The following is a 19,361-nucleotide window of genomic DNA, read 5'->3' as shown; positions in this document are numbered from 1 at the left end:
TGCATCTCCCCGATTCCGATCAGCGCGTGGCCGAGAAGGTGAAGGCGGACTGAAGCGCGGCCATGATCCTGTCGAGGATGAAGCCGACAATGCCGATCGTGATGACCGCCACGATGATGCGGGCAAGCGAGTTCGACGAGCCGTTCTGGAACTCGTCCCAGACGAACTTACCAAGACCGGGATTCTGGGCGAGCATCTCGGCGGCGATCAGCACCATCCAGCCTACACCGAGGGACAGGCGAAGGCCGGTGAAGATCAGCGGCATCGCGGATGGGAGGACAAGCTTGGTGATCGTCTTAGTCGTCGAAAGCTGGAGCACTTTGCCGACATTGACGAGGTCCTTGTCGATAGAGGCAACGCCCAAGGAGGTGTTGATCAACGTCGGCCACAGTGAGCAGAGCGTGACCGTGATGGCGGAGACGACCATCGACTTCGGCAAGGAGTCTGACGCGTTCACATAAAGCGCGGAGACGATCATCGTCACGATCGGCAGCCAGGCCAGCGGCGAGACCGGCTTGAAGATCTGGATCAGCGGATTGAGGGCACCGTTGATGGTCGACGACAGGCCACAGGCGATCCCGACGGGAACGGCAATGACGGTTGCCAGCAGGAAGCCCAGAAAGACGGTCTTCAGCGAGGTGAAGATCTGCTCGGGATAGGTCGGCGCTCCGGTATAGGTCCGGGTCTGAACCCGGTCTGCGTAACCGGCCTCGATCAGCTTCTCGTTTCGCGCTTGCTGGCGTTCGTAGAATGCGGCCTTGTCGGCCTGGGTGCGCTGCCAATCCTCGTAGAGGGAACCGACCTGCTCAGCCACCTGAGCGGGGCCCGGTACCGTGCCGAGCGAGGTCTGGACCGTCGGCGCCAGCGCCGCCCAGACGGCGATAAAACCGAGGATGCCGAGAATCGGCACGACAAGACCTTTCCAAAGCGCCCGCATATTCGATCGCGGATCGTCGCCCGCCGCGATCTTCATCAACGGCACGGACCAGCCAAGACCGAAGGCGGTCAGCGGGCCGGTTGCGCGCGTGATGCGCATCATGCGCTTTTCGCGCTTGAGAACGCGCTTTTCTTCGTCGGTGGGCTCATGGCCCATAAAGTCGGAGGCGATGGTCATGGACTGTCAGCCTGTCATCAGGTCGCGGAGGGAGAGGCTCCGGGGGCGATATCAGCCTTCGGCCGTGTCGCGCCCGGTGCCGTGTCGAATTCAGTTCGAAAGGCTGGCGGTCGTTTCCTCGCCCTTCAGTCCGACATCGAACTTGGCGAGGTAATCGTTCGGCTTCTTGCCGTCGTATTCGACGCCATCGATAAAGGCAGCGGTCGCGGGCTTGTAGCCATCGGTGTCCGAAGGGATCTCGGAGGCATCGAGCAGGCCGTCCTCGATGAGAGACTGGGCCGCCGCCATGTAGATCTCGGGTTTGTAGACGCTCTTGGCCGTCTCGTCGTACCAGATGTCGGGCTTTTCTTCCGCGATCTGTCCCCAACGGCGCATCTGGGTGAGATACCAGACGGCGTCGGAATAGAATGGATAGGTCGCGTTCTTCGCGAAGAAGATGTTGAAGTCCGGCGCCGGGCGAACATCGCCCTTCTCGTATTCGAAGGTGCCGGTCATCGAGTTGGCGATAACCTCGGCATCGGCGCCGACATATTCGGGTCGAGACAGGATCTCGACGGCTTCCTGGCGGTTCGCGCCACCGTTTTCATCGAGCCATTTGCCGGCCCGGATCAGGGCCTTGGTCACTGCGATGGCCGTCTGCGGGTTTTCCTCGACGAATTTCGCCGTCATCCCGAAGACCTTTTCCGGGTTGTCGTTCCAGATGTCATGATCGGTGATGACCGGAACGCCGATCCCCTTGAACACGGCCGCCTGGTTCCAGGGCTCGCCGACGCAGTAGCCCTGAATCGTGCCAGCCTCCATGGTCGCCGGCATTTGCGGCGGCGGCGTCACCGACAGGAGGACATCCGCCTTGATCTGACCGGACGTATCGGACGGAGAATAGAAACCCGGATTGAGGCCGCCGGCTGCCAGCCAGTAGCGAAGCTCGTAATTGTGGGTCGAGACCGGGAAGACCATGCCCATGTTGAAGGGCTTGCCCTCAGCCTTGAACTGATCGACGACCGGCTTCAGAGCCTCGGCCGAAATCGGATGGACCGGCTTGGCATCGGCGTCTACCGGCACGTTCTTCTTCATCTCCTCCCACACGGCATTGGACACCGTGATACCGTTGCCGTTGAGATCCATGGAGAACGGCGTGACGATGTGTGCTTCCGTGCCGTAGCCGATGGTCGCGGCAAGCGGCTGACCGGCCAGCATGTGGGCGCCGTCGAGTTCGCCGGTGATTACCCGGTCGAGCAGAACCTTCCAGTTCGCCTGGGGCTCAAGGGTGACGTAGAGCCCTTCGTCCTCGAAAAAGTGCTTTTCCTTCGCAATGGCGAGCGGCGCCATGTCGGTCAGCTTGATGAAGCCGAATTTGAGCTCGGCCTTTTCCGGAAACACCATTTCGGCAAAAGCGCCGGTGGAGACCGTGCACAGCGCCGCAGCGCCGAGAACGCCCAGAATCGTGCGGCGGGTAAACCTTGAGAACAGTGCCATTGGGCAGAACTTCCCCGTTAGCCGGAGCAACGTCGAAGCGCGCCCGGTGTCGATTGTGCTGAAACGAAAAAAGGCTGCCCGACCTGTCGATCGCGAACGCGGGCCATTCCGGTTCGCAGATATTCGAAAGGTCGGCAGCCTTGCCGATACGACACCCGCCATTGGATGCCTCTAAGACCGCAACTGGTGCGTCTCTTGCCGTGAAGTCGAAGCTTGTTCGCCTCACCCCTCTTTATTTACAGTGGAGTTTTCCGCGCCGCAACAGAATTCTCGCGAAATTTGCGATTTTTCTAATCCCGATCCTGTCTTGCCCTTTTATTGTGCAGCCAGAGAGGGCTCCGGGCAATGGATAGGCCTAAAAATTGATAAAATCGGACTGGCCATCATCGAACAGCCCGTAAAGGTCGCCCACACCGCTCGCCGGCTCGTGACGTTTCCCATCGAGAGTGCCATTGGTCGCGATCGCGTAGATATCCGGACGGTAGACGTTCTTGACGACCCCGCGCGCCTCGGGCGTCTCGGTGGTATGCCCCCAGCGCAGCATCTGGCGGTAAATCCAGTCGCCATAGCTTTGATGGGGCCAACTGCCCTCCGCCCGCCCGAAATTCAGGAAATTCGGGACGAAGCGGCCGACACCGCGCTTAATCTCGAGTTCGCCGGTAAGCCCAGGAAGCAGATGCGCCGAGTCCACGGCAATATGGCGCGGATCGGCCAGGAGACGGCTGAGTTCCCCATGGTTTTTCGAATCGTCGCACCAGGCGGCGGCTTCGAGCAGGCTGGCAATCAGGCGCTGAAGAACCTCCAGACGCTCGCTGATCATCGCCTTGGACACGCCCAGAACCTTCTCAGGGCTGAATGGCGCGATCTCCGCCTTGGTCGTCGCGATCTCACCAGCGCCCGCACGGACCGCGATCGTGTTCCAGGGCTCACCCGCCGAAAAGCCGTCGATCTGACCGCTCGCGAGCGCCTCCGGCAGGAGAGAAGGCGGAACGACCGTGAACTCCACATCCTTGTCCGGCTGGATACCGCAGGCCGCGAGCCAGTAGCGGAGGTCGTAATTGTGGCACGAGAACCGATGGACGACGGCAAAGCGCATGGCGCGACCATCGCGCTCCATGAGCCGGTGGATCGCAAACCGGAGTGCGGCTCCAACGATTGCGGGCGAGGCATCGGCCGGCGCTTCATCCTCGACCGCAGAGGCAAGATCATTGCCGAGTGTCACGGCGTTTCCGCCGGTATTGAGAACGAGAGGCGCGTAGGTCTGGACCGTCAGCGGACCATGGGACAGGCTCATGGCGATCGGCATCGGCGCAGGCATCTGGGCGCAGTCGAAGTGACCGACGCTCATCCGGTCGCGGATCGCGGCCCAAGAGCGCTCGCGATGGATCTGAAGATCAATGCCGTGTTGCTCTGCGAAGCCGAATCGGGCGGCAACCACGAGAACCGCACTGTCGAGAAGAGGGAGGTAACCGGCATGGACCTCGTCGATCTTCGTCATAACTCGGCATCCCCCAGGAGTCGCGACGCGCTGATGAGCGAGCGGGCGACATCGGCGATCCGACGGTTCTCGTTCATCGCGCTGCGCTGCAGCATTCGATACGCTTCCGGTTCGCTCACCCCCTTCGCCTTCATCAGGATCCCCTTCGCCTGATCGATAATCTTGCGATCGGCCAGCTGCGAGCGCGCTTCCTCAAGCTCGCGATTAAGCCGATGAAACGCGTTGAAGCGGGAGATCGCCATATCGAGAATCGGCTTTACGCGCTCCTTCTTAAGACCGTCGACGATATAGGCCGAGACGCCGGCATCCACGGCCTCGCGAATGGCATTGGTGTCCGATCGATCGACGAACATCGCCATCGGTTTCTTTACGGAGCGAGACACCTGAAAGAAGTGCTCCAGCTGATCGCGGTTCGGATTCTCAAGATCGACGACGATCACGTCCGGCTGGAGCGTCTCGATTCGCCTGACCAGCCCGAGGATCTCCGTGACCGTCGAAACCCTTGTGTGCCCGGCTTCTCGCAGTCCCGCCTCGATGATCGCGGCGCGGACCTTGTTTTCATCAAAAACCAGAATAGAGGTCTCGGCGTCCATCCTCACATCTTCGATGCGCGACCGCCGTTTTGCAATGCAATATGTTTTATCGCGACGCCTAATTTGCGGGCATTTTTCCAGCAGAAAACGCTCTTTTGCAAACTCGCAAAACGATTAAGCGCGGCGAAGGAGAGGGCCTTTATCACCATAAACTTCTTTATTTTGCGGTCGCTTGCGTCCAGGCCCCCGGATGTTGATTACGGCAACGGCGTCGATCCTCCTAAGAACCGACCTAAGATCGAAACTATCGGTCACTGGGCCACACCTTGCACGCAGCGTATCAAATCGATTTGCAAGACGGCCCGAAACGGTTACCAACGGGCCGAAGTCGCCTTGCAAGGATACCGGATTGATGAAGACCAGAGCCGCTGTCGCATTTGAAGCCAAAAAACCACTTGAAATCGTTGAACTTGATCTCGAGGGCCCCAAGGAAGGGGAAGTCCTCGTCGAGATCATGGCGACCGGCATTTGCCACACGGACGCCTACACGCTGGACGGGCTTGATTCGGAAGGCTTGTTCCCAGCGGTGCTCGGCCACGAGGGCGCGGGCATCGTCCGCGAGGTCGGAAAAGGCGTAACCTATGTGAAGCCGGGCGACCACGTAATTCCGCTCTACACGCCGGAATGCCGCCAGTGTAAGTCGTGCCTCTCCGGCAAGACGAATCTCTGCACCGCCATTCGTGCGACGCAAGGCAAGGGCGTGATGCCGGACGGCACCTCGCGGTTCTCCTACAAGGGCCAGCCGATCTACCATTATATGGGCTGCTCGACCTTTTCGAACTTCACGGTCCTGCCGGAGATCGCGGTCGCCAAGATCCGCACCGACGCGCCGTTCAAGACGAGCTGCTATTGCGGCTGCGGCGTCACCACCGGCGTTGGCGCCGTCGTCAACACGGCGAAGGTCGAGCCCGGCTCGAACGTCGTCGTCTTCGGCCTTGGCGGTATCGGCCTCAACGTCATCCAGGGTGCCAAGCTCGTCGGCGCGGACAAGATCATCGGCGTCGATCTCAACAACGACAAGAAGGAATGGGGCGAGAAGTTCGGGATGACGCATTTCGTCAATCCGAAAGAGATTGAGGGTGACATCGTCGCCCATCTCGTCGAACTGACCGGCGGCGGCGCGGACTACACCTTCGACTGCACCGGCAACACCATGGTCATGCGTCAGGCGCTGGAAGCCTGCCATCGCGGCTGGGGCGTCTCGGTGGTCATCGGCGTTGCGGAAGCCGGCAAGGAAATCTCCACCCGGCCGTTCCAGCTTGTCACCGGTCGCGTCTGGAAGGGCTCGGCCTTTGGCGGCGCACGCGGGCGCACCGATACGCCGAAGATTGTCGACTGGTACATGGACGGCAAGATCCAGATCGATCCGATGATCACCCACACGCTGAGCCTCGAAGAGATCAACAAGGGCTTCGATCTCATGCATGAGGGCAAGTCGATCCGCTCCGTCGTCGTCTACTGAGGGTGACCCTCGAACCGGAGAGCGGGCAGCCGGAAATCGCGTTCCGGTGGAGCGCTTTCGACGAGCTATCGGCGCGGGAGGTCCATGACCTCCTGCGCCTGCGCGGCCTCGTCTTCGTCGTCGAACAGGACTGCGCCTTCGACGAGATCGACGGCCAGGATCCGCAGGCGATCCATCTGCGCCTGATGATCGGCGACGATGTCGCCGGATGCCTGCGCATTCTCGCCGATGACGATACCGTCCGCATCGGACGCATTGCCACGGCCAATGCCTATCGCGGCCGTGGCTTTGGCCATGAGATGATGACGGAAGCCATGCGCTATGCGGATAAGCGATTTCCGCGCCGAGACATCACGGTGTCGGCCCAGTCTCATCTTCAGACCTTTTATGCCGCACACGGGTTTATCGTGGTGTCGGTGCCTTACGAGGAAGACGGGATACCCCATATCGACATGAAGCGGGCCGCATCGCCGGGCGCCTGACCGGCCCGGCGCATACGTGCCCCGAGAAGAAATTTCCACGAGGGAGACAAGAGTGATGGAAACCGTTTCCACCAATACCGCCCATGGCGGCGTCCAGGGCGTCTACAAGCACGCCTCCAGCGAGACCAGCACCGACATGACCTTCTCGGTCTTCGTGCCGCCCCATGCCGAGGGCGCCAAGCTGCCGGTGGTCTGGTATCTGTCGGGCCTCACCTGCACCCACGCCAATGTCACCGAAAAGGGCGAGTTTCGCCGGCGCTGCGCCGAACTCGGCCTGATCTTCGTCGCCCCCGATACATCCCCGCGCGGCGAGGACGTCGCCGACGATGCCGACAAGGCCTATGACTTCGGGCTCGGCGCGGGCTTTTACGTCGATGCGACCGAGGAGCCCTTCGCCAAGCACTATCGCATGTGGAGCTATGTCACCGAAGAGCTGCCCAAGCTGATCGCCGCGAACTTCCCGGCCGATATTGATCGCCAGTCGATCATGGGTCATTCCATGGGCGGCCATGGCGCCCTGACGATCGGGCTGACCTATCCGGATCGCTACAAGGCCGTCTCCGCCTTCGCGCCGATCGTCGCGCCGAGCCAGGTCCCCTGGGGCCACAAGGCGCTTCCCGGCTATCTCGGCGACGACAAGGCAAAGTGGCGCCAGCATGATGCGGTCGCGCTGATCGAGGATGGTGCGAGGGTCGACGCGCTTCTTGTCGATCAGGGCGAAGCCGACAATTTCCTCGCCGAGCAATTGAAGCCCCAGCTCCTGGAAAAGGCCTGCACTGACGCCGGTATCGACCTCACGCTGCGCATGCAGCCGGGCTATGACCACAGCTATTATTTCATCTCATCCTTCATGGACGATCACCTGAGTTGGCACGCAAAGCGTCTCGGCTAAAAGGATCTATCAACCTCGCAGTTTCACCCCGCCGCTCCTGTCACCTTGCGACTTGAGCGGCGGCGGCACTTGCCGAAGCACCCTGCCCTATCGGCAGTCGTAATTGAGACGGCCCATCGCGGTTCTCTTGCGCGACTGAACTCCGCCGCCAACCACATATCGTTGCTTCTCGCGCGTGCAGCTGAGTGCGATGTAATCGACCTTGCCGAGCGCGCGAAGGCGGGCGCGACCTGTTCGCTGCATGCAGGCATACCGAGCCTTCGCTTTCAGGTCGGAGCGAACCCCGAGATGCATGGCCGCGCAGGTTGCTGCGGTGGTCGCCACGCGGCTTCCCTCCTCGGATCCGTCCCAGGCCAGCGCGCTACCCGGCACCGTCAGCGCGAGAAGAGCGGCGGCTGCAATTGTCTTGATCATGACAAAACCTCTTGAAGATGATCGTCCCTGCAGGAGATCGAATGCACGAGGTCAGTCAGATCGGCGTCACTCATATGGATGACGGGCACCCCGTCCAACGCCATCAGACGGAAATGTCGCCGCCTTTTTCGGAAAATCCGATGCGAGATCAAAAGTATGTAGCGCGGCAATCGATTTTGAAATCAGGTCTCATGCCCAAATATCCGCGGACCTTTGAAACCAAAGGCTTCATTGAGCTGTCGGGAGCGCGAGCGGCGCTTGAGCCATTCGTCGGACGAGAATAGACCTGCCGGTCAAGTCATTTGTCCTCCGTTTTATGTGTTTGTCGCGGTGGAGCCGCAGTCGGGCAACGACTTGCCCGACTGCGGCTCCAGAACTGCAATTTGGTGCTTCAGGCCGGGTATGCGACCGAGGCATGTTTGCTGTTTTTGGACAGCGTAAAGATGCCGACCCGTTCTGTGAGACTGTCGCCTTCGCTCGCCAGTTCCTGCGCCGCCGTGCTGGTCCGATGCACCATGGCAGCGTTCTGCTGCGTGACACGATCCAGTTTCATCATCGCTCCGGAAATCGAACCGAGGCGCCGTGCCTCTTCCCTGGAGGCATTCGCGATGGTCTTGACCAAGGCGCTCATCGCCTTCGCTTTGTCCTCGATCAGCGCGAGCCTCCCTCCGCTGCGGCGGACAGAACCGCAAACCCGCCCACCATGCTGATGATGCGGATCTCGGCGAACGCCATGACCATGGGGAACGCCAGCACTTCGAAAACCAGCTTGGCGTTGCGGTTCATTGCCGACGCGCCCTCGCGGCCGCGCGGCCGGGAACAGGATGCTCGGAGTTTTCCCTCCGCGGCACCAACTGAGGATGATTGCATCGAACCGGGCCGTAACGCGCAACACGCTGGCAAGTTGTGCGAGAGCCGCGCCGCGCTGTTCGTCGCTGACCTCGGTTTGCGCAATCGTCAGGCCAGACGATTGAAGACCTCGTCCAGGCGGGCGAGGTCTTCCTGTATCTTTCACAAGCGATCAAGGTCTACTCGGGACGGTCGGATCAGATCCCGTCCCATGGGCTGCATCAGCCGGCCTTCGTCTTGCGAAGCGCTCGGCTGCGTTCAGAACGTTTGAGAAAAGGCTGCAGCGGCACAGAATGCCGAATGACCTGCCTATTGGCCGGTAGTGGCTCAGGCGACACGATCCAATCGAGCAGAATTCGATCCACTAAATGCTTGAGACTGTCGCCATTCGGTTTTTTCCTCTGCGAGTTTGAAACCTCCAAGCATTGCGTTCAAAGCAGAGACTTCGCTTGATAACTCGTTGCAAGCGGCCGCAGCTTCCTCGACCATTGCAGCATTCTGCTGCGTCCCCTTGTCGAGTGTGCCTACAGCAACGTCAATTTCTCCGAGGCCGATGGCCTGGTTGCGTGAGGAACCGACGATCGCGCCGAAATGCCGGTCGATCTCAATGATTTTCTCGACAATTCCTTGCAAGCTCTGGCCCGCGTGTCGAACGAGTTCAACGCCGTCCTCCACTTGTTCGCGCGAAAGCGAGATGAGTGTCTTGATCTCTTTCGCGGCTTCCGCTGAACGCTGGGATAAACCGCGAACCTCTTGCGCTACGACGGCAAAGCCACGTCCCGCCTCACCAGCCCGGGCTGCCTCAACCCCCGCGTTCAAAGCAAGCAGGTTCGTCTGAAAAGAAATCTCATCGATCGTGCCAATGATATTACCGATTTTACTCGATGACGTCTCGATTTCGGCCATGGCCGCGACAGCCTTGCCCACCACGACACCGGATTGTTCAGCTTCGAGTTTGGTGCGTGTCACAAGCTCGCCGGCTTGCTCGGCCTTACGGCTTGCATCGCGGACACCATTCGTCATCTCGGAAAGCGCGGCAGAGGTTTCTTCGATCGCGGCGGCTTGCTGTTCTGACCGTCGGGACAAGTCGTCGGAAGCCGCACGGATTTGCTCTGTACCAGACTGGATTGAGGCTGCGTTCTTCTGAACCGTCAGCATTGCGGACTGAAGCGTTTCGAGCGCCGCATTGAAGTTCTGACGGATCGGATCGAGGCTTTCAGTAAAGGGCTCCGTAATTCGGCTTGCTAGGTCTCCATGGGCAAGCCGGTCCAGCGCCACGGCAAGAGTTCGGACTGCGGCAACGCGGGCGGTCAATTCGCTTGCGAACTTGACGACCTTCACGACTTCGCCGTTTGGCGCAATGACCGGATTATAGGATGCCTGAATGAAGATTTCGCGCTCGCCTTTGGCCAGACGCCGAAACTCTCCCCCTTGAAATTTGCCGTCACGCAGGTCGGCCCAGAGCTTGCGATAAGCGTCAGAACGTACCTCAGCCGGATCGACGAACAGAGAATGATGACGCCCAACAATCTCATCGAGCCTGTAGCCGAGCGTAGATAGAAAATTGGCGTTCGCCGTGATGATGTGGCCATCGGGCGTAAATTCAATGACCGCCTGCGATCTGCTGATGGCGTCGATCTTGGTTGTGGATTCGATCTGGGCTTGCTTTGTGGCCGTGATGTCGTTCGCGAACTTCACTATTCGCACCGGCGCTCCCGCTCGGTTGAAAATGGGATTATAGTTGCCGCGGATGAAAACTTCGCGCCCACCCTTTGCTAGACGCCTGAATTCATCACACTCGAACTCACCTCGGCGAAGTTTCGCCCAAAACGCTGCATATTCTGGAGAAGCAGCATGATCGGGATCGACGAACAGGGAATGGTGTTCTCCGACGATCTCGTCAGGCGCATATCCCATGAGATCGCAGAAGTTTTTGTTTGCTCTCAGGATTTTTCCTTGCAGGTCGAACTCAATGGTCGCCATTGACCTGTCCAGTGACGTGAGAACCCGATCTGCGTCGGAACCGAAAACCCAAGCCATAGCAAATCCTTCCGAACCAAACGTCTGCGCGCTCGTACTACATTTGTAAGTCTCAAACCTTTCGAAGGCTGAAAGAGCTGGGTCAAGTAATCTATCATTCGCTAAACTTTCAGTGAAATACAACCGAGAGAAACATTCTACACTGAAAATGTAATCGCTCCACGATAGGTGGAGAGCGAATCTCCGAAACAACTGTGACGACCAGCGGCAAAGGCCTGAACGATCAGGTAACCCTTGCAAAACGCGGATCGGCTCACCATTTCAATGTCATACAGCGAGATTGCCCTCGGGTTTGCTCGCTACGGCTTCTCGATCAGTCGACCACGGATGTACTGGCGAACAGATCTGAGGAGCCGCATCGCCCTTAACGGGCACGATGAGCCGCCGGAGGAAACTCCTGGCGGCTTTGTTGTGTCTGGCCGATTCACAAAAAGAGCAATGCTTATGTTTCGTCGCTGCCGTCGTGCCTTGAGCCTCGCGCAACGATCGTCAGGGCGTCATCCGGCAACGGTCGTTGAAGCTCGGCGGCTTCGGACCAATCCGCATTCAGCCAGACGTCCATCTCCTTTTCCGAACGCAGGATCACCGGCATGGCTTTGGGATGGACGGGTTTCACGATGGCGTTCGCCTCTGTGGTGAGAAACCCGAAAAGGTCCGCGTTGATCTCGCCTTCCTTGACCTTCCGAACACTCGTCCAATTCGTCCACAATCCCGCGAACGCCATCAACGGCCGGTCATCATTCGCCGCGAACCAGACCGGAGACTTCTTGCCGTCCTCCGTCGTCTCGTATTCCGAGAACGACGTTAACGGCACGAGACAGCGATGTTCCACGCCGAGCCAGCGGCGCCAGTGAGCGCTTTTCGTGTTCCGAATGTTTGGGACACCCGGATCGGTCTTCCGGTCTTTCGTGACGAACTTCGGCGATGGCATTCCCCAGCGTGCAAGTACCAGCTCCCGACCACCGCCATCGCCGTTCCGAACGATCGGAGCCGAGGTATCCGGGAACACCGCTGGCATCGATGGAAGATTACCCGTGGTGTCGCTCACTGCTTTGGCAAACTCGCGAATAGCAGCTTGGCCCTTGGTGATCGAATAGAGATTGCACATGGTCCCGCTTCGCGTTCAGCCGTCGTCCGCGAATATATGGCGCGAAAGCCAGCGCTTCTAAAAGCGTTTCTTCATGGGTCTCCACTGGCTCAAGCTTTCCCGGTCCATGCCGTCGAAAGCCGTGTACCGGACGTAGCTCGGCTTAGCCCCGCACCAAGAGCATCGAAACGGAAGCGCTTCGATGTCAGCAGCCGGCTGAACCACATCTCGAAAGTCGGAACATCGATACACGACGCGCTTGCCGCATCCGCAGTGGATGCGGATGCCAAGCCCGCGCCGCAACCCTTCACCAAAATCTCGAATCGTCCGAACCATGCCGGCATTCTGCATGAGAACGGATAGGGAACAAATTGTTTTCTTTGGCGCTTCGCCAACGGCATCATTCAGCCAGACGAATCGATGATGAGAGAGCCAATGGGGACAGACATCGCAGGATCGCGAACCCATCACCGACCCGATCGAGGACGAAGTCGATGAAGCTTTTCGTATGACTGGTGGGGATGTCCGCGCGGCCGTTCGTGGGCTGACCCTCAACCTTTTCGACAAGGGCGTCTCGATGATGGACACGCTCGCCGCAGTCATGCGCCCAGAGCCCAGGCGGCGGTTCAGGAAATGCGAAACCTCGCCCAGCAGCTGCGCGATCACCTGCCCTCGTCGCCGGCAAGGTCGGGCCGCTGTCGGACATCCATCGCCTTAAATTCGGCGAGACGATCGCGTCTTCCATTCGGCCCGACCCTGTGGTGCGGGCCATGCGTGGGCTGACGGCGGCGGCTCGCGCCGAAATGGGTCTCTCCCTCCCGTCCTTAAGTGTCGCTTCGCACACTGACGGGAACCTTGGTCCCGCCGGCTCGACGGTGGCCTCGCAGCGGTGCCGAGCGTGGCGCGATCGGTGCGCGATATGCCCGCAACTGGCCACGCTTTTCAGGCGGGCCTATGGCCGCTGATACTCTTCTAAAAATCCCGGCGATTCTAACGGGCAGGCAGAAAATCTGTGCGAAGTATCACGCCGATCCGTGCGAAGTTTCGCGCCGCGCCACACCTGCGCTGCGCCAAGACTGTGCTAGGGCACCCGAGCCAAGGTACCACAAGCCTTGATAACAAAGAGCTTCTTCGACCGCTGTGCCGGGGCTGTGCTAGCGTATTTCCAGCACAGCGCGGCTCAAAGAGCGCAGCCAAGATCTCTGATAAACGCTTATTTTAATTGGAAAAATGGTTGGTAGCGGTAGAGGGACTCTCACCTGTCTTCCTATCAAGTCATTGATTTCTTTGAGCCTAGGTCAGGCGCCTTTCCTATCTGCGTAACAATCGTAGGAACATTCTTCGGTATTCGCTCACGCTTCAGCCTGTCGTCAAGTTTGGATAGGGGCTCATCTTCACGAAGTTTCAGCGGCGGATCGCACGTCTCCATAGGCGGTGCGGACCGTTGGAGGGCTTTCAAATAGGGCAAATCAGAGTCGAGGATGCATTCGCGGAGGCAGTCATGCACAGGTACGATCGTCTGGTCCTCCTAGATGACCAATGTACGATCGCCCAAAATACTTATCGCCGAAAGAGGACAGGCTGCGGGCGTTCGAAGCTCTTGCAGCCATCCTTGATGCCGAGAACCGGTTGAGCGATCTCCGCGATGCAATCAGAGCCGCTCCGGCTCGGCAGGAGGATGAAGGTCGCTGGCCCGCCGACTCCAAGTCGGGTCGGGCGGCCCATGAGGCGGCGCGGTCCATCGGAGATCATCATAAAGCAGGCTTCGAGCTCGGAAGGCGCGCCGATCTGCGCCACATTGGCGAAGAGGTTGGCCATGCGCGTCAGCGAACAGTCGCCATAGGGCGTGAACGGGTTGAGGACGTTGTTCGTCGCGATGGTGCAGGCAACGCCCTGCCGTGCCAGCCGGTCTGCCGGCGCAATGCCGCGCGGAACGAGGCGGTCGTGTTCGCGGCCCGTCAGAAAGAGATCGGTCGCCGGCAGCACGGTCACCGCGATCCCCGCATCCGCAAGAAGCACCGCCGTTTCCTCGAATTGCCGGGGGTCGAGGGCCGAGAGCTTCGTGACGTGGCCCACAGTCACGCGGCCCTGCCACCCATTGGCGATTGTCTCTTCCGCCACCAAGTCGAGGTGACGCCAGCTCGGATCGAGATCGAAGTCGAGGTGAAAGTCGAGATCGACGTCAAATTCCCGTGCGAGGGCGAACAGGCGCGCGATGTGTTCGGCGGGATCGGTATCCATATAGGGGCAGCCGCCAAGGAGATCGGCGCCTTCGGCCAGCGAGCGGCGGAGCAGCTTCTCCGTGCCCGGATTGTTGATCAGGCCTTCCTGCGGAAAGACGCAGGCATCGATGTCGATCGCCCAACCAAAATCACGCTTCAGCTGCCGGACGACCTCGAACCCCGTCAGCCCGATCTGCGGATCGATCTCGACATGGGTGCGCATCAGGTTGGTGCCCTGAACGATCGCCTTTTCGATGACCCGCCGCCCACGCCGGTAGATGTCCTCGGCGTCGAACCCTTTCTTGGCCTCAGCCACCGATGCGATCGCGCCGGCGAGCGTCCCCGCCTCGTTGTGGCAGCGGTCGTTGATGCAGGCCTTGTCGAGATGGATGTGACTGTCGGCAAACCCGCAGGAGACCAGCATCCCGGCCGCATCGAGGCTCGGGGCGGAGGTTTCGAGCCGCGACCCGATCGCGCCGATGTTCGCCCCATCGACGAGGATATCGACGAGCCCTTCACGGCCGGGAAGCAAAGCGTCGCGGAGAACCCAGGCAGACATCAGACGGCTTCGATAGCGGGTGCACCCGCGGGTGCCGCGCCCGACTCGCCCAGATAGGATTCGATGAGGCTCTCGTCGTTGCGCAACTTCTCCGCAGGGCCTTGGGCGACGATCTCGCCCTGTTCCAGAACATAGCCGTAGTCGGCGACGGCCAGCGCCAGCGTCGCCATCTGATCGACGAGCAGGATCGTGACGCCGTCGTCGCGCAACTCGGAGAGAACCGTATAGAGTTCGTCCACCATGGCCGGGGCAAGGCCCAACGAGGGCTCGTCGAGGAGGAGGACGCGCGGCCGCCCCATCAGGCCGCGCGCGATCGCCATCATCTGCTGCTCGCCGCCGGAGAGGAGCCCCGCCGGCGCATCGATCCGGTCTCGAAGGCGCGGGAACCGGGCTATCAGGCGATCGATCTCCGAAACGAAGTCAACGCCGGTCCTTTTGTAGGCGCCTAGCTCGATATTCTCGCGGACGGTGAGCGCCGGAAAAACCTGCCGGCCTTCAGGAACGAGCACCAGCCCGGCCTCCACGATCTCGTGCGGCGCCTGTTCGTGGATCGGCTGGTCTTCGAGGATGATCCGGCCATCGACGGGCCGAAGGAGCCCCGAAACCGCGGATAGAAACGTCGACTTCCCGGCACCGTTCGCGCCAAGGAGAGCGACCATCTCTCCCGGCCGCACCCGCATCGACACTTTCTTCAGGACCGGCGCGGCGCCGTAGCCGGCTGTGAGGTCGAGCGTCGAGAGCAGCGGCGTTTCGGTGGTCTGGAGCGGCTCGCCGCGCGGCGGGGCCGAGGACGTGCCAGACCCGAGATAGGCGGCGATCACATCCGGATTGTTGCGCACGGCATCGGGGGTTCCGAACGCGATCGGCCTGCCGGAATCCATCGCCAGGATCCGGTCCGAAAGGCCCATCACGAGATCCATATCGTGCTCGACGAGGACGATGGCGAGGCCGGCATCGGCAAGCTTGCGCAGGAGAACCGACAGCACCTGCTTGTCGGACTTCATGAGGCCGGCGGCTGGCTCGTCGAGGAGGACGATGCCAGGCCGGGTCGCGAGCGAACGAGCGATCTCGACCAGCCTGCGGTCGACATGGGGCAGATCGCCGGCTCGCTTGTCGAGGTCGCCATCGAACCCGCAATAGCGCAACAGCCCCGCGGCCCGGGACTGGTTTTCGCGTGTCGCGAGCGGCAAGAAGGGACCGCCGATCGCCCCGTTCGGAAGCGCCGCGACCACGTTGTCGAGGACGCTCATCGTCTCGAAGAGACGCGTCGTCTGATAGGTTCGCGTCACGCCGTGCCGGGCGGCAAAATCGGCGCTTTTCCCAGAGAGTTCCGTCTCGCCGATCCGGATCGCGCCACGATCGGGAGCATAGAAGCCCGAGGCGATGTTGAGGACCGTCGTCTTGCCCGCGCCGTTCGGACCGATGATCGAGGTGACCTCGCCGGACTTCGCCTCGAGAGAGACGCCGTCGACGGCCTGAACCCCGCCAAAGGAGATCGCGATATCAGCGATATCGAGGGTTCCTCGCTTGCCGTGATCGGCGACCCAGGCTTCGACATCACTGAGCGAGGTCGCTTTGACGGTCGAGCGCGTAGCCGGCATGAGCTTGCCGATTGTCCCGACGATGCCGCGAGGCGCGACGAGCAGCACCGCGACCAGCAAGGCGCCGAAGAAGAGCAGCCGATATTCGGCAAGACCCGACAGAAGCTCCGGCAGAACGACTGTGACGAGCGCTCCGGCAAGCGGCCCAAGAACAGTGCCCGCGCCGCCGAGAATGACCGCGAAAAGGTAGAGAATTGACTGCGAAAAAGGAAAGTTCGACGGCGCTATGAACATCATCAGCGGCGCGAAGAATCCGCCTGCAAGGCCCGCCATCGCCGCCGCGACCGAAAAGGCGATCCCCTTGACGATGAAGGGCCGGTAGCCGAGCGACTGCGCCGCAATCTCGGCATCCTTCAGCCCGATCATCGCATAGCCCCATGTGCTGTCGAGAAGCCGTCGCAGGCCGTAGAGCGACAGGCCGGCGACGAGAATCGCCAGCACGATGAGGTCGCGTTCGGAAAAGACGTAAGAACCGACCTGTGGCATCGGAAAGCCCATCAGCCCGTTCTGCCCGCCCGTCAGCCCACGCCATTCGATGGCGGAGTGTTCGATGATGAAGGCGAAGGCGATCGTCACCATGGCGAGAAAGGGGCCCGCCATCCGCACCGCGGAGACGGCGAGCAGCGCGCCGAAGATTGCGGCGATCAGGGCGCCCGCCGGCAGGGCGAGCCAGAAGCTGACGCCCTCAAGCCCAAGAATCGCGACCGTATAGGCGCCGATCGCGAGAAAGCCGACCTGGCCGAGCGAGACGAGCCCGGTAAGACCGTAAAGGACGTTGAGCCCCGCACACAGGATCGTCGAGATGGCGACGAGACCGATGATGAAGTGCGTATAGCCGCTCGACATGAGCAGAAGAGCGACCGCGCCGATCGTACCAGCGAGGATCGTCAGGTCGAGGAGAAGGGACTGCCGGGCACGGGTCAACCGATCAGACCTTCTGCATGCTGGACCGGCCGAAAAGGCCCGCCGGCTTGATCGTTAGGGCGACAATGACAAGGGCGAAGACGGCGATATAGGTGTAGGAGGAACCGAGATAGGTCGTCACGAAGGCCTCCACGAGACCGTAGATCAGCCCCGCCAGCATAACGCCGGAGGCCGAGGTCATGCCCCCGAGGATTGCGACGGCGAAAGCTTTAAGGCCGAACAGTGTGCCCATGTCCGAATGCACCGAAAAGAGCGGTGCGATGAGAAGGCCTGCGACCGCAGCCAGCATCGACGAGATGGCGAATGCCCCCGAAACCATGACGGTCGTGTTGATACCCATGAGCTTCGCGGCGACGACGTTCTGAACGACAGCGAGAAGCGCCCTGCCCTTGCGCGTGTAGCGGAAGAGAACGTGCAGGAAGACGGCGACGCCGATGGCCGCAAGCGGGATCAGAACCTGCTGGGGATAGATGCCGGTGCCAAAAACGCTCCAGCTGGTCTGGGTAAGAGCGGAGGGCAGGCTGCGCGGTTCGTTGCCGAAGGTGAAGAGGACGGCGTTATCGAGGAAGATGCCGCCGGCGACAGTCGCCATCAGCCAAGCCTCCGAGCCGCGGAGAACGAAGGGGCGAACGAGCAGCATCTCGACGAGAATGCCGAAGAGCCCACATCCGAGAATGGCGAGCGGATAGGCAATGACGACCGGCAAGCCGTAGCGCTGGCTGAAGACGTAGCCGAGGACGGCGCCCAGCATGACCACGCTGCCCTGCGCGAAGTTCACGGTCGAGGAGACCGAATAGGTGACTTGGAAGCCGAGCGCGATGAGGCCGTACATCGAGCCGAGCCCGATCCCTGTGATGAGGGCTGCGACGAAGAGGGTCATGGTGGGCCGGCTCCCGTTCGATCAGGCGAGGATGCCCGCGATCGGCGATCGCGGGCTTGGGTCTTGTGCGATTACTTCTCGATCGGAATGATCTCGCCCTCGACGAAGTGGGCGAAGGTGTAATCGTCTGGCCCGAGCGCATCCTGATTGTCTGGCGAAAACGGGTCGTTGTAGGTCTTGATCACGCCCTCGACCTCGCCGATCTCGTACATCGCCTCGCGAATGGCAGGTCCTTCGGTCGAGCCGGCCTTTTCGATGGCGGCGGCGAGTAGCAGCATGGCGTCGTAGGCGTTGGCGATCCCGGTCGCAGGCGTCACGTCCGCGAGCGTCTCGATTTCCGGAAACTTCTCCTGAAGCTCGACGAAGAGCGGATGCTCTGTGTCCGGGAAAAGGAAGGTCTGGATAAAGTGCACCCTCTCGCCGGTAGGGCCGGCAAGTTCGGTGAAGCGGCCGCCAGCCGGGCCCCAATGGGAGGAGATCGGCACCTCCCAGCCCATCCGGTCGAGCGACTTCACGACCTGCGCCGAGGGTCCGACATTGGCGACGAGGAAAAGGGAATCCGCACCCGCCTCGCGCAGCCGGGTCAGCTGCGGAACGACATCGACATCGTTGCTCTCGAACTTTTCGATCCCGGCATGCTCCATGCCCCGGGCTTCGAGTGCCTTCAGGAGGCCCTTTTCGTTGGACTCGCCCCAAGGATTGTTGATGAGGATCATCCCCGGCTTCGACGCGCCATATGTGTCGATCAGATATTCGGTGATCGCCTCGTCGACATATTCGTCCACCGCAGAGACACGGAAGACGTAGTTCTCTTCGGCGCCGTTCTGGGTGATCGGCGTGCCAGCGGCCCAAGGCCCGACGAAGGGCGTCTTCACCTCGTTGACGAAGGGCACGATCGCGAGGGACACCGGCGTGTCGAGACCGCCGATCAGAGCCGCGACGCCCTCGCGCTGGATGAGTTCGCGCGCCGCGACGAGGCCTTTGCCCGGATTGCTCTCGTCGTCGCGGCTGATCAGTTCGAGCTGGCTGCCGAGCACGCCCCCGTCAGCATTGATCTTGTCGATGGCGAGGGTCAGCCCGCGTGTGATCGCTTCGCCAGATTTCGCCGATTGCCCGCTGAGCGCTGCGACGAGGCCGATCTTGATCGTCTCCTGCGCCTGTGCGGGCGCAATACTGGCGATGGCGAGGCCGGCGACACCGGCAAGCACCGCCCTGCGAGTGGTCTTCATGATGGTGCGAAAGGGGGGCATGCGCATCTCCTTGGAAGC

At 61.0% G+C, this 19,361-nt stretch carries 17 protein-coding genes; 4 read left to right on the top strand and 13 right to left on the bottom strand.

Annotation, left to right across the window (positions count from 1 at the left end):
* Positions 1-19: 19 nt before the first annotated feature.
* From ABDX79_RS01560 to ABDX79_RS01545, 4 genes are all read right to left on the bottom strand, one after another.
* Complete coding sequence (locus ABDX79_RS01560; protein WP_346218495.1) at positions 20-1,114, bottom strand: ABC transporter permease; 1,095 nt, start codon at positions 1,112-1,114, stop codon at positions 20-22.
* 90 nt (positions 1,115-1,204) lie between these two features.
* Positions 1,205-2,590, bottom strand: a complete 1,386-nt coding sequence (locus ABDX79_RS01555; protein ID WP_346218494.1) for a CmpA/NrtA family ABC transporter substrate-binding protein — start codon at positions 2,588-2,590, stop codon at positions 1,205-1,207.
* 355 nt (positions 2,591-2,945) lie between these two features.
* On the bottom strand, positions 2,946-4,088 hold the full coding sequence (locus tag ABDX79_RS01550) for a CmpA/NrtA family ABC transporter substrate-binding protein (RefSeq protein ID WP_346218493.1): 1,143 nt from the start codon (positions 4,086-4,088) through the stop codon (positions 2,946-2,948).
* Positions 4,085-4,681, bottom strand: a complete 597-nt coding sequence (locus ABDX79_RS01545; protein WP_346218492.1) for an ANTAR domain-containing response regulator — start codon at positions 4,679-4,681, stop codon at positions 4,085-4,087. The genes ABDX79_RS01550 and ABDX79_RS01545 overlap by 4 nt, the downstream gene beginning before the upstream one ends.
* A gap of 352 nt (positions 4,682-5,033) precedes the next feature.
* Between ABDX79_RS01545 and ABDX79_RS01540 the strand changes: the two genes are divergently transcribed.
* Genes ABDX79_RS01540 through fghA form a run of 3 tightly spaced genes read left to right on the top strand, consistent with a single transcriptional unit; the run spans position 5,034 to position 7,517 of the window.
* Positions 5,034-6,143 (top strand): S-(hydroxymethyl)glutathione dehydrogenase/class III alcohol dehydrogenase, encoded by a 1,110-nt coding sequence (locus tag ABDX79_RS01540; RefSeq protein WP_346218491.1) that lies wholly within the window; start codon positions 5,034-5,036, stop codon positions 6,141-6,143.
* A 2-nt stretch (positions 6,144-6,145) separates the two neighbouring features.
* Positions 6,146-6,625 (top strand): GNAT family N-acetyltransferase, encoded by a 480-nt coding sequence (locus tag ABDX79_RS01535; RefSeq protein WP_346218490.1) that lies wholly within the window; start codon positions 6,146-6,148, stop codon positions 6,623-6,625.
* A 55-nt stretch (positions 6,626-6,680) separates the two neighbouring features.
* Complete coding sequence (gene fghA, locus ABDX79_RS01530; RefSeq protein ID WP_346218489.1) at positions 6,681-7,517, top strand: S-formylglutathione hydrolase; 837 nt, start codon at positions 6,681-6,683, stop codon at positions 7,515-7,517.
* An 87-nt stretch (positions 7,518-7,604) separates the two neighbouring features.
* On the opposite strand, the gene ABDX79_RS01525 is transcribed toward fghA, so the two are convergent.
* Positions 7,605-7,931, bottom strand: a complete 327-nt coding sequence (locus ABDX79_RS01525; RefSeq protein ID WP_346218488.1) for a hypothetical protein — start codon at positions 7,929-7,931, stop codon at positions 7,605-7,607.
* 41 nt (positions 7,932-7,972) lie between these two features.
* Here ABDX79_RS01525 and ABDX79_RS01520 point away from each other — a divergent pair, with 41 nt between their 5' ends.
* Entirely contained in the window at positions 7,973-8,215 is a 243-nt protein-coding gene (locus tag ABDX79_RS01520; RefSeq protein ID WP_346218487.1) for a hypothetical protein, read from the top strand.
* A gap of 107 nt (positions 8,216-8,322) precedes the next feature.
* On the opposite strand, the gene ABDX79_RS01515 is transcribed toward ABDX79_RS01520, so the two are convergent.
* From ABDX79_RS01515 to ABDX79_RS01480, 8 genes are all read right to left on the bottom strand, one after another.
* Positions 8,323-8,553, bottom strand: coding sequence for a hypothetical protein (locus ABDX79_RS01515; RefSeq protein WP_346218486.1), 231 nt, complete (start codon positions 8,551-8,553; stop codon positions 8,323-8,325).
* A gap of 29 nt (positions 8,554-8,582) precedes the next feature.
* Entirely contained in the window at positions 8,583-8,717 is a 135-nt protein-coding gene (locus tag ABDX79_RS01510) for a hypothetical protein (RefSeq protein WP_346218485.1), read from the bottom strand.
* Between the two features lie 390 nt (positions 8,718-9,107).
* A complete protein-coding gene (locus tag ABDX79_RS01505; RefSeq protein ID WP_346218484.1) occupies positions 9,108-10,763 on the bottom strand; it encodes a methyl-accepting chemotaxis protein in 1,656 nt (551 codons plus the stop codon).
* Between the two features lie 499 nt (positions 10,764-11,262).
* The gene (locus tag ABDX79_RS01500; protein ID WP_346218483.1) at positions 11,263-11,928 is read right to left on the bottom strand and encodes an SOS response-associated peptidase; all 666 of its coding nucleotides are present in this window, start codon (positions 11,926-11,928) and stop codon (positions 11,263-11,265) included.
* Between the two features lie 1,539 nt (positions 11,929-13,467).
* A complete protein-coding gene (locus tag ABDX79_RS01495) occupies positions 13,468-14,688 on the bottom strand; it encodes an amidohydrolase family protein (RefSeq protein WP_346218482.1) in 1,221 nt (406 codons plus the stop codon).
* Positions 14,688-17,213 (bottom strand): branched-chain amino acid ABC transporter ATP-binding protein/permease, encoded by a 2,526-nt coding sequence (locus ABDX79_RS01490; protein ID WP_463671093.1) that lies wholly within the window; start codon positions 17,211-17,213, stop codon positions 14,688-14,690. Before ABDX79_RS01490 ends, ABDX79_RS01495 begins: the two co-directional genes overlap by 1 nt.
* A gap of 4 nt (positions 17,214-17,217) precedes the next feature.
* Entirely contained in the window at positions 17,218-18,093 is an 876-nt protein-coding gene (locus ABDX79_RS01485) for a branched-chain amino acid ABC transporter permease (protein ID WP_346218481.1), read from the bottom strand.
* A gap of 71 nt (positions 18,094-18,164) precedes the next feature.
* Entirely contained in the window at positions 18,165-19,349 is a 1,185-nt protein-coding gene (locus ABDX79_RS01480; protein ID WP_463671092.1) for an ABC transporter substrate-binding protein, read from the bottom strand.
* Positions 19,350-19,361 lie beyond the last annotated feature (12 nt).

This window comes from Fulvimarina fulva, assembly GCF_039652615.1.
Lineage (GTDB): Bacteria > Pseudomonadota > Alphaproteobacteria > Rhizobiales > Rhizobiaceae > Fulvimarina.
The sequence above is the reverse complement of the archived record's forward strand: the minus strand, read 5'-3'. Positions and strand labels throughout refer to the sequence as shown.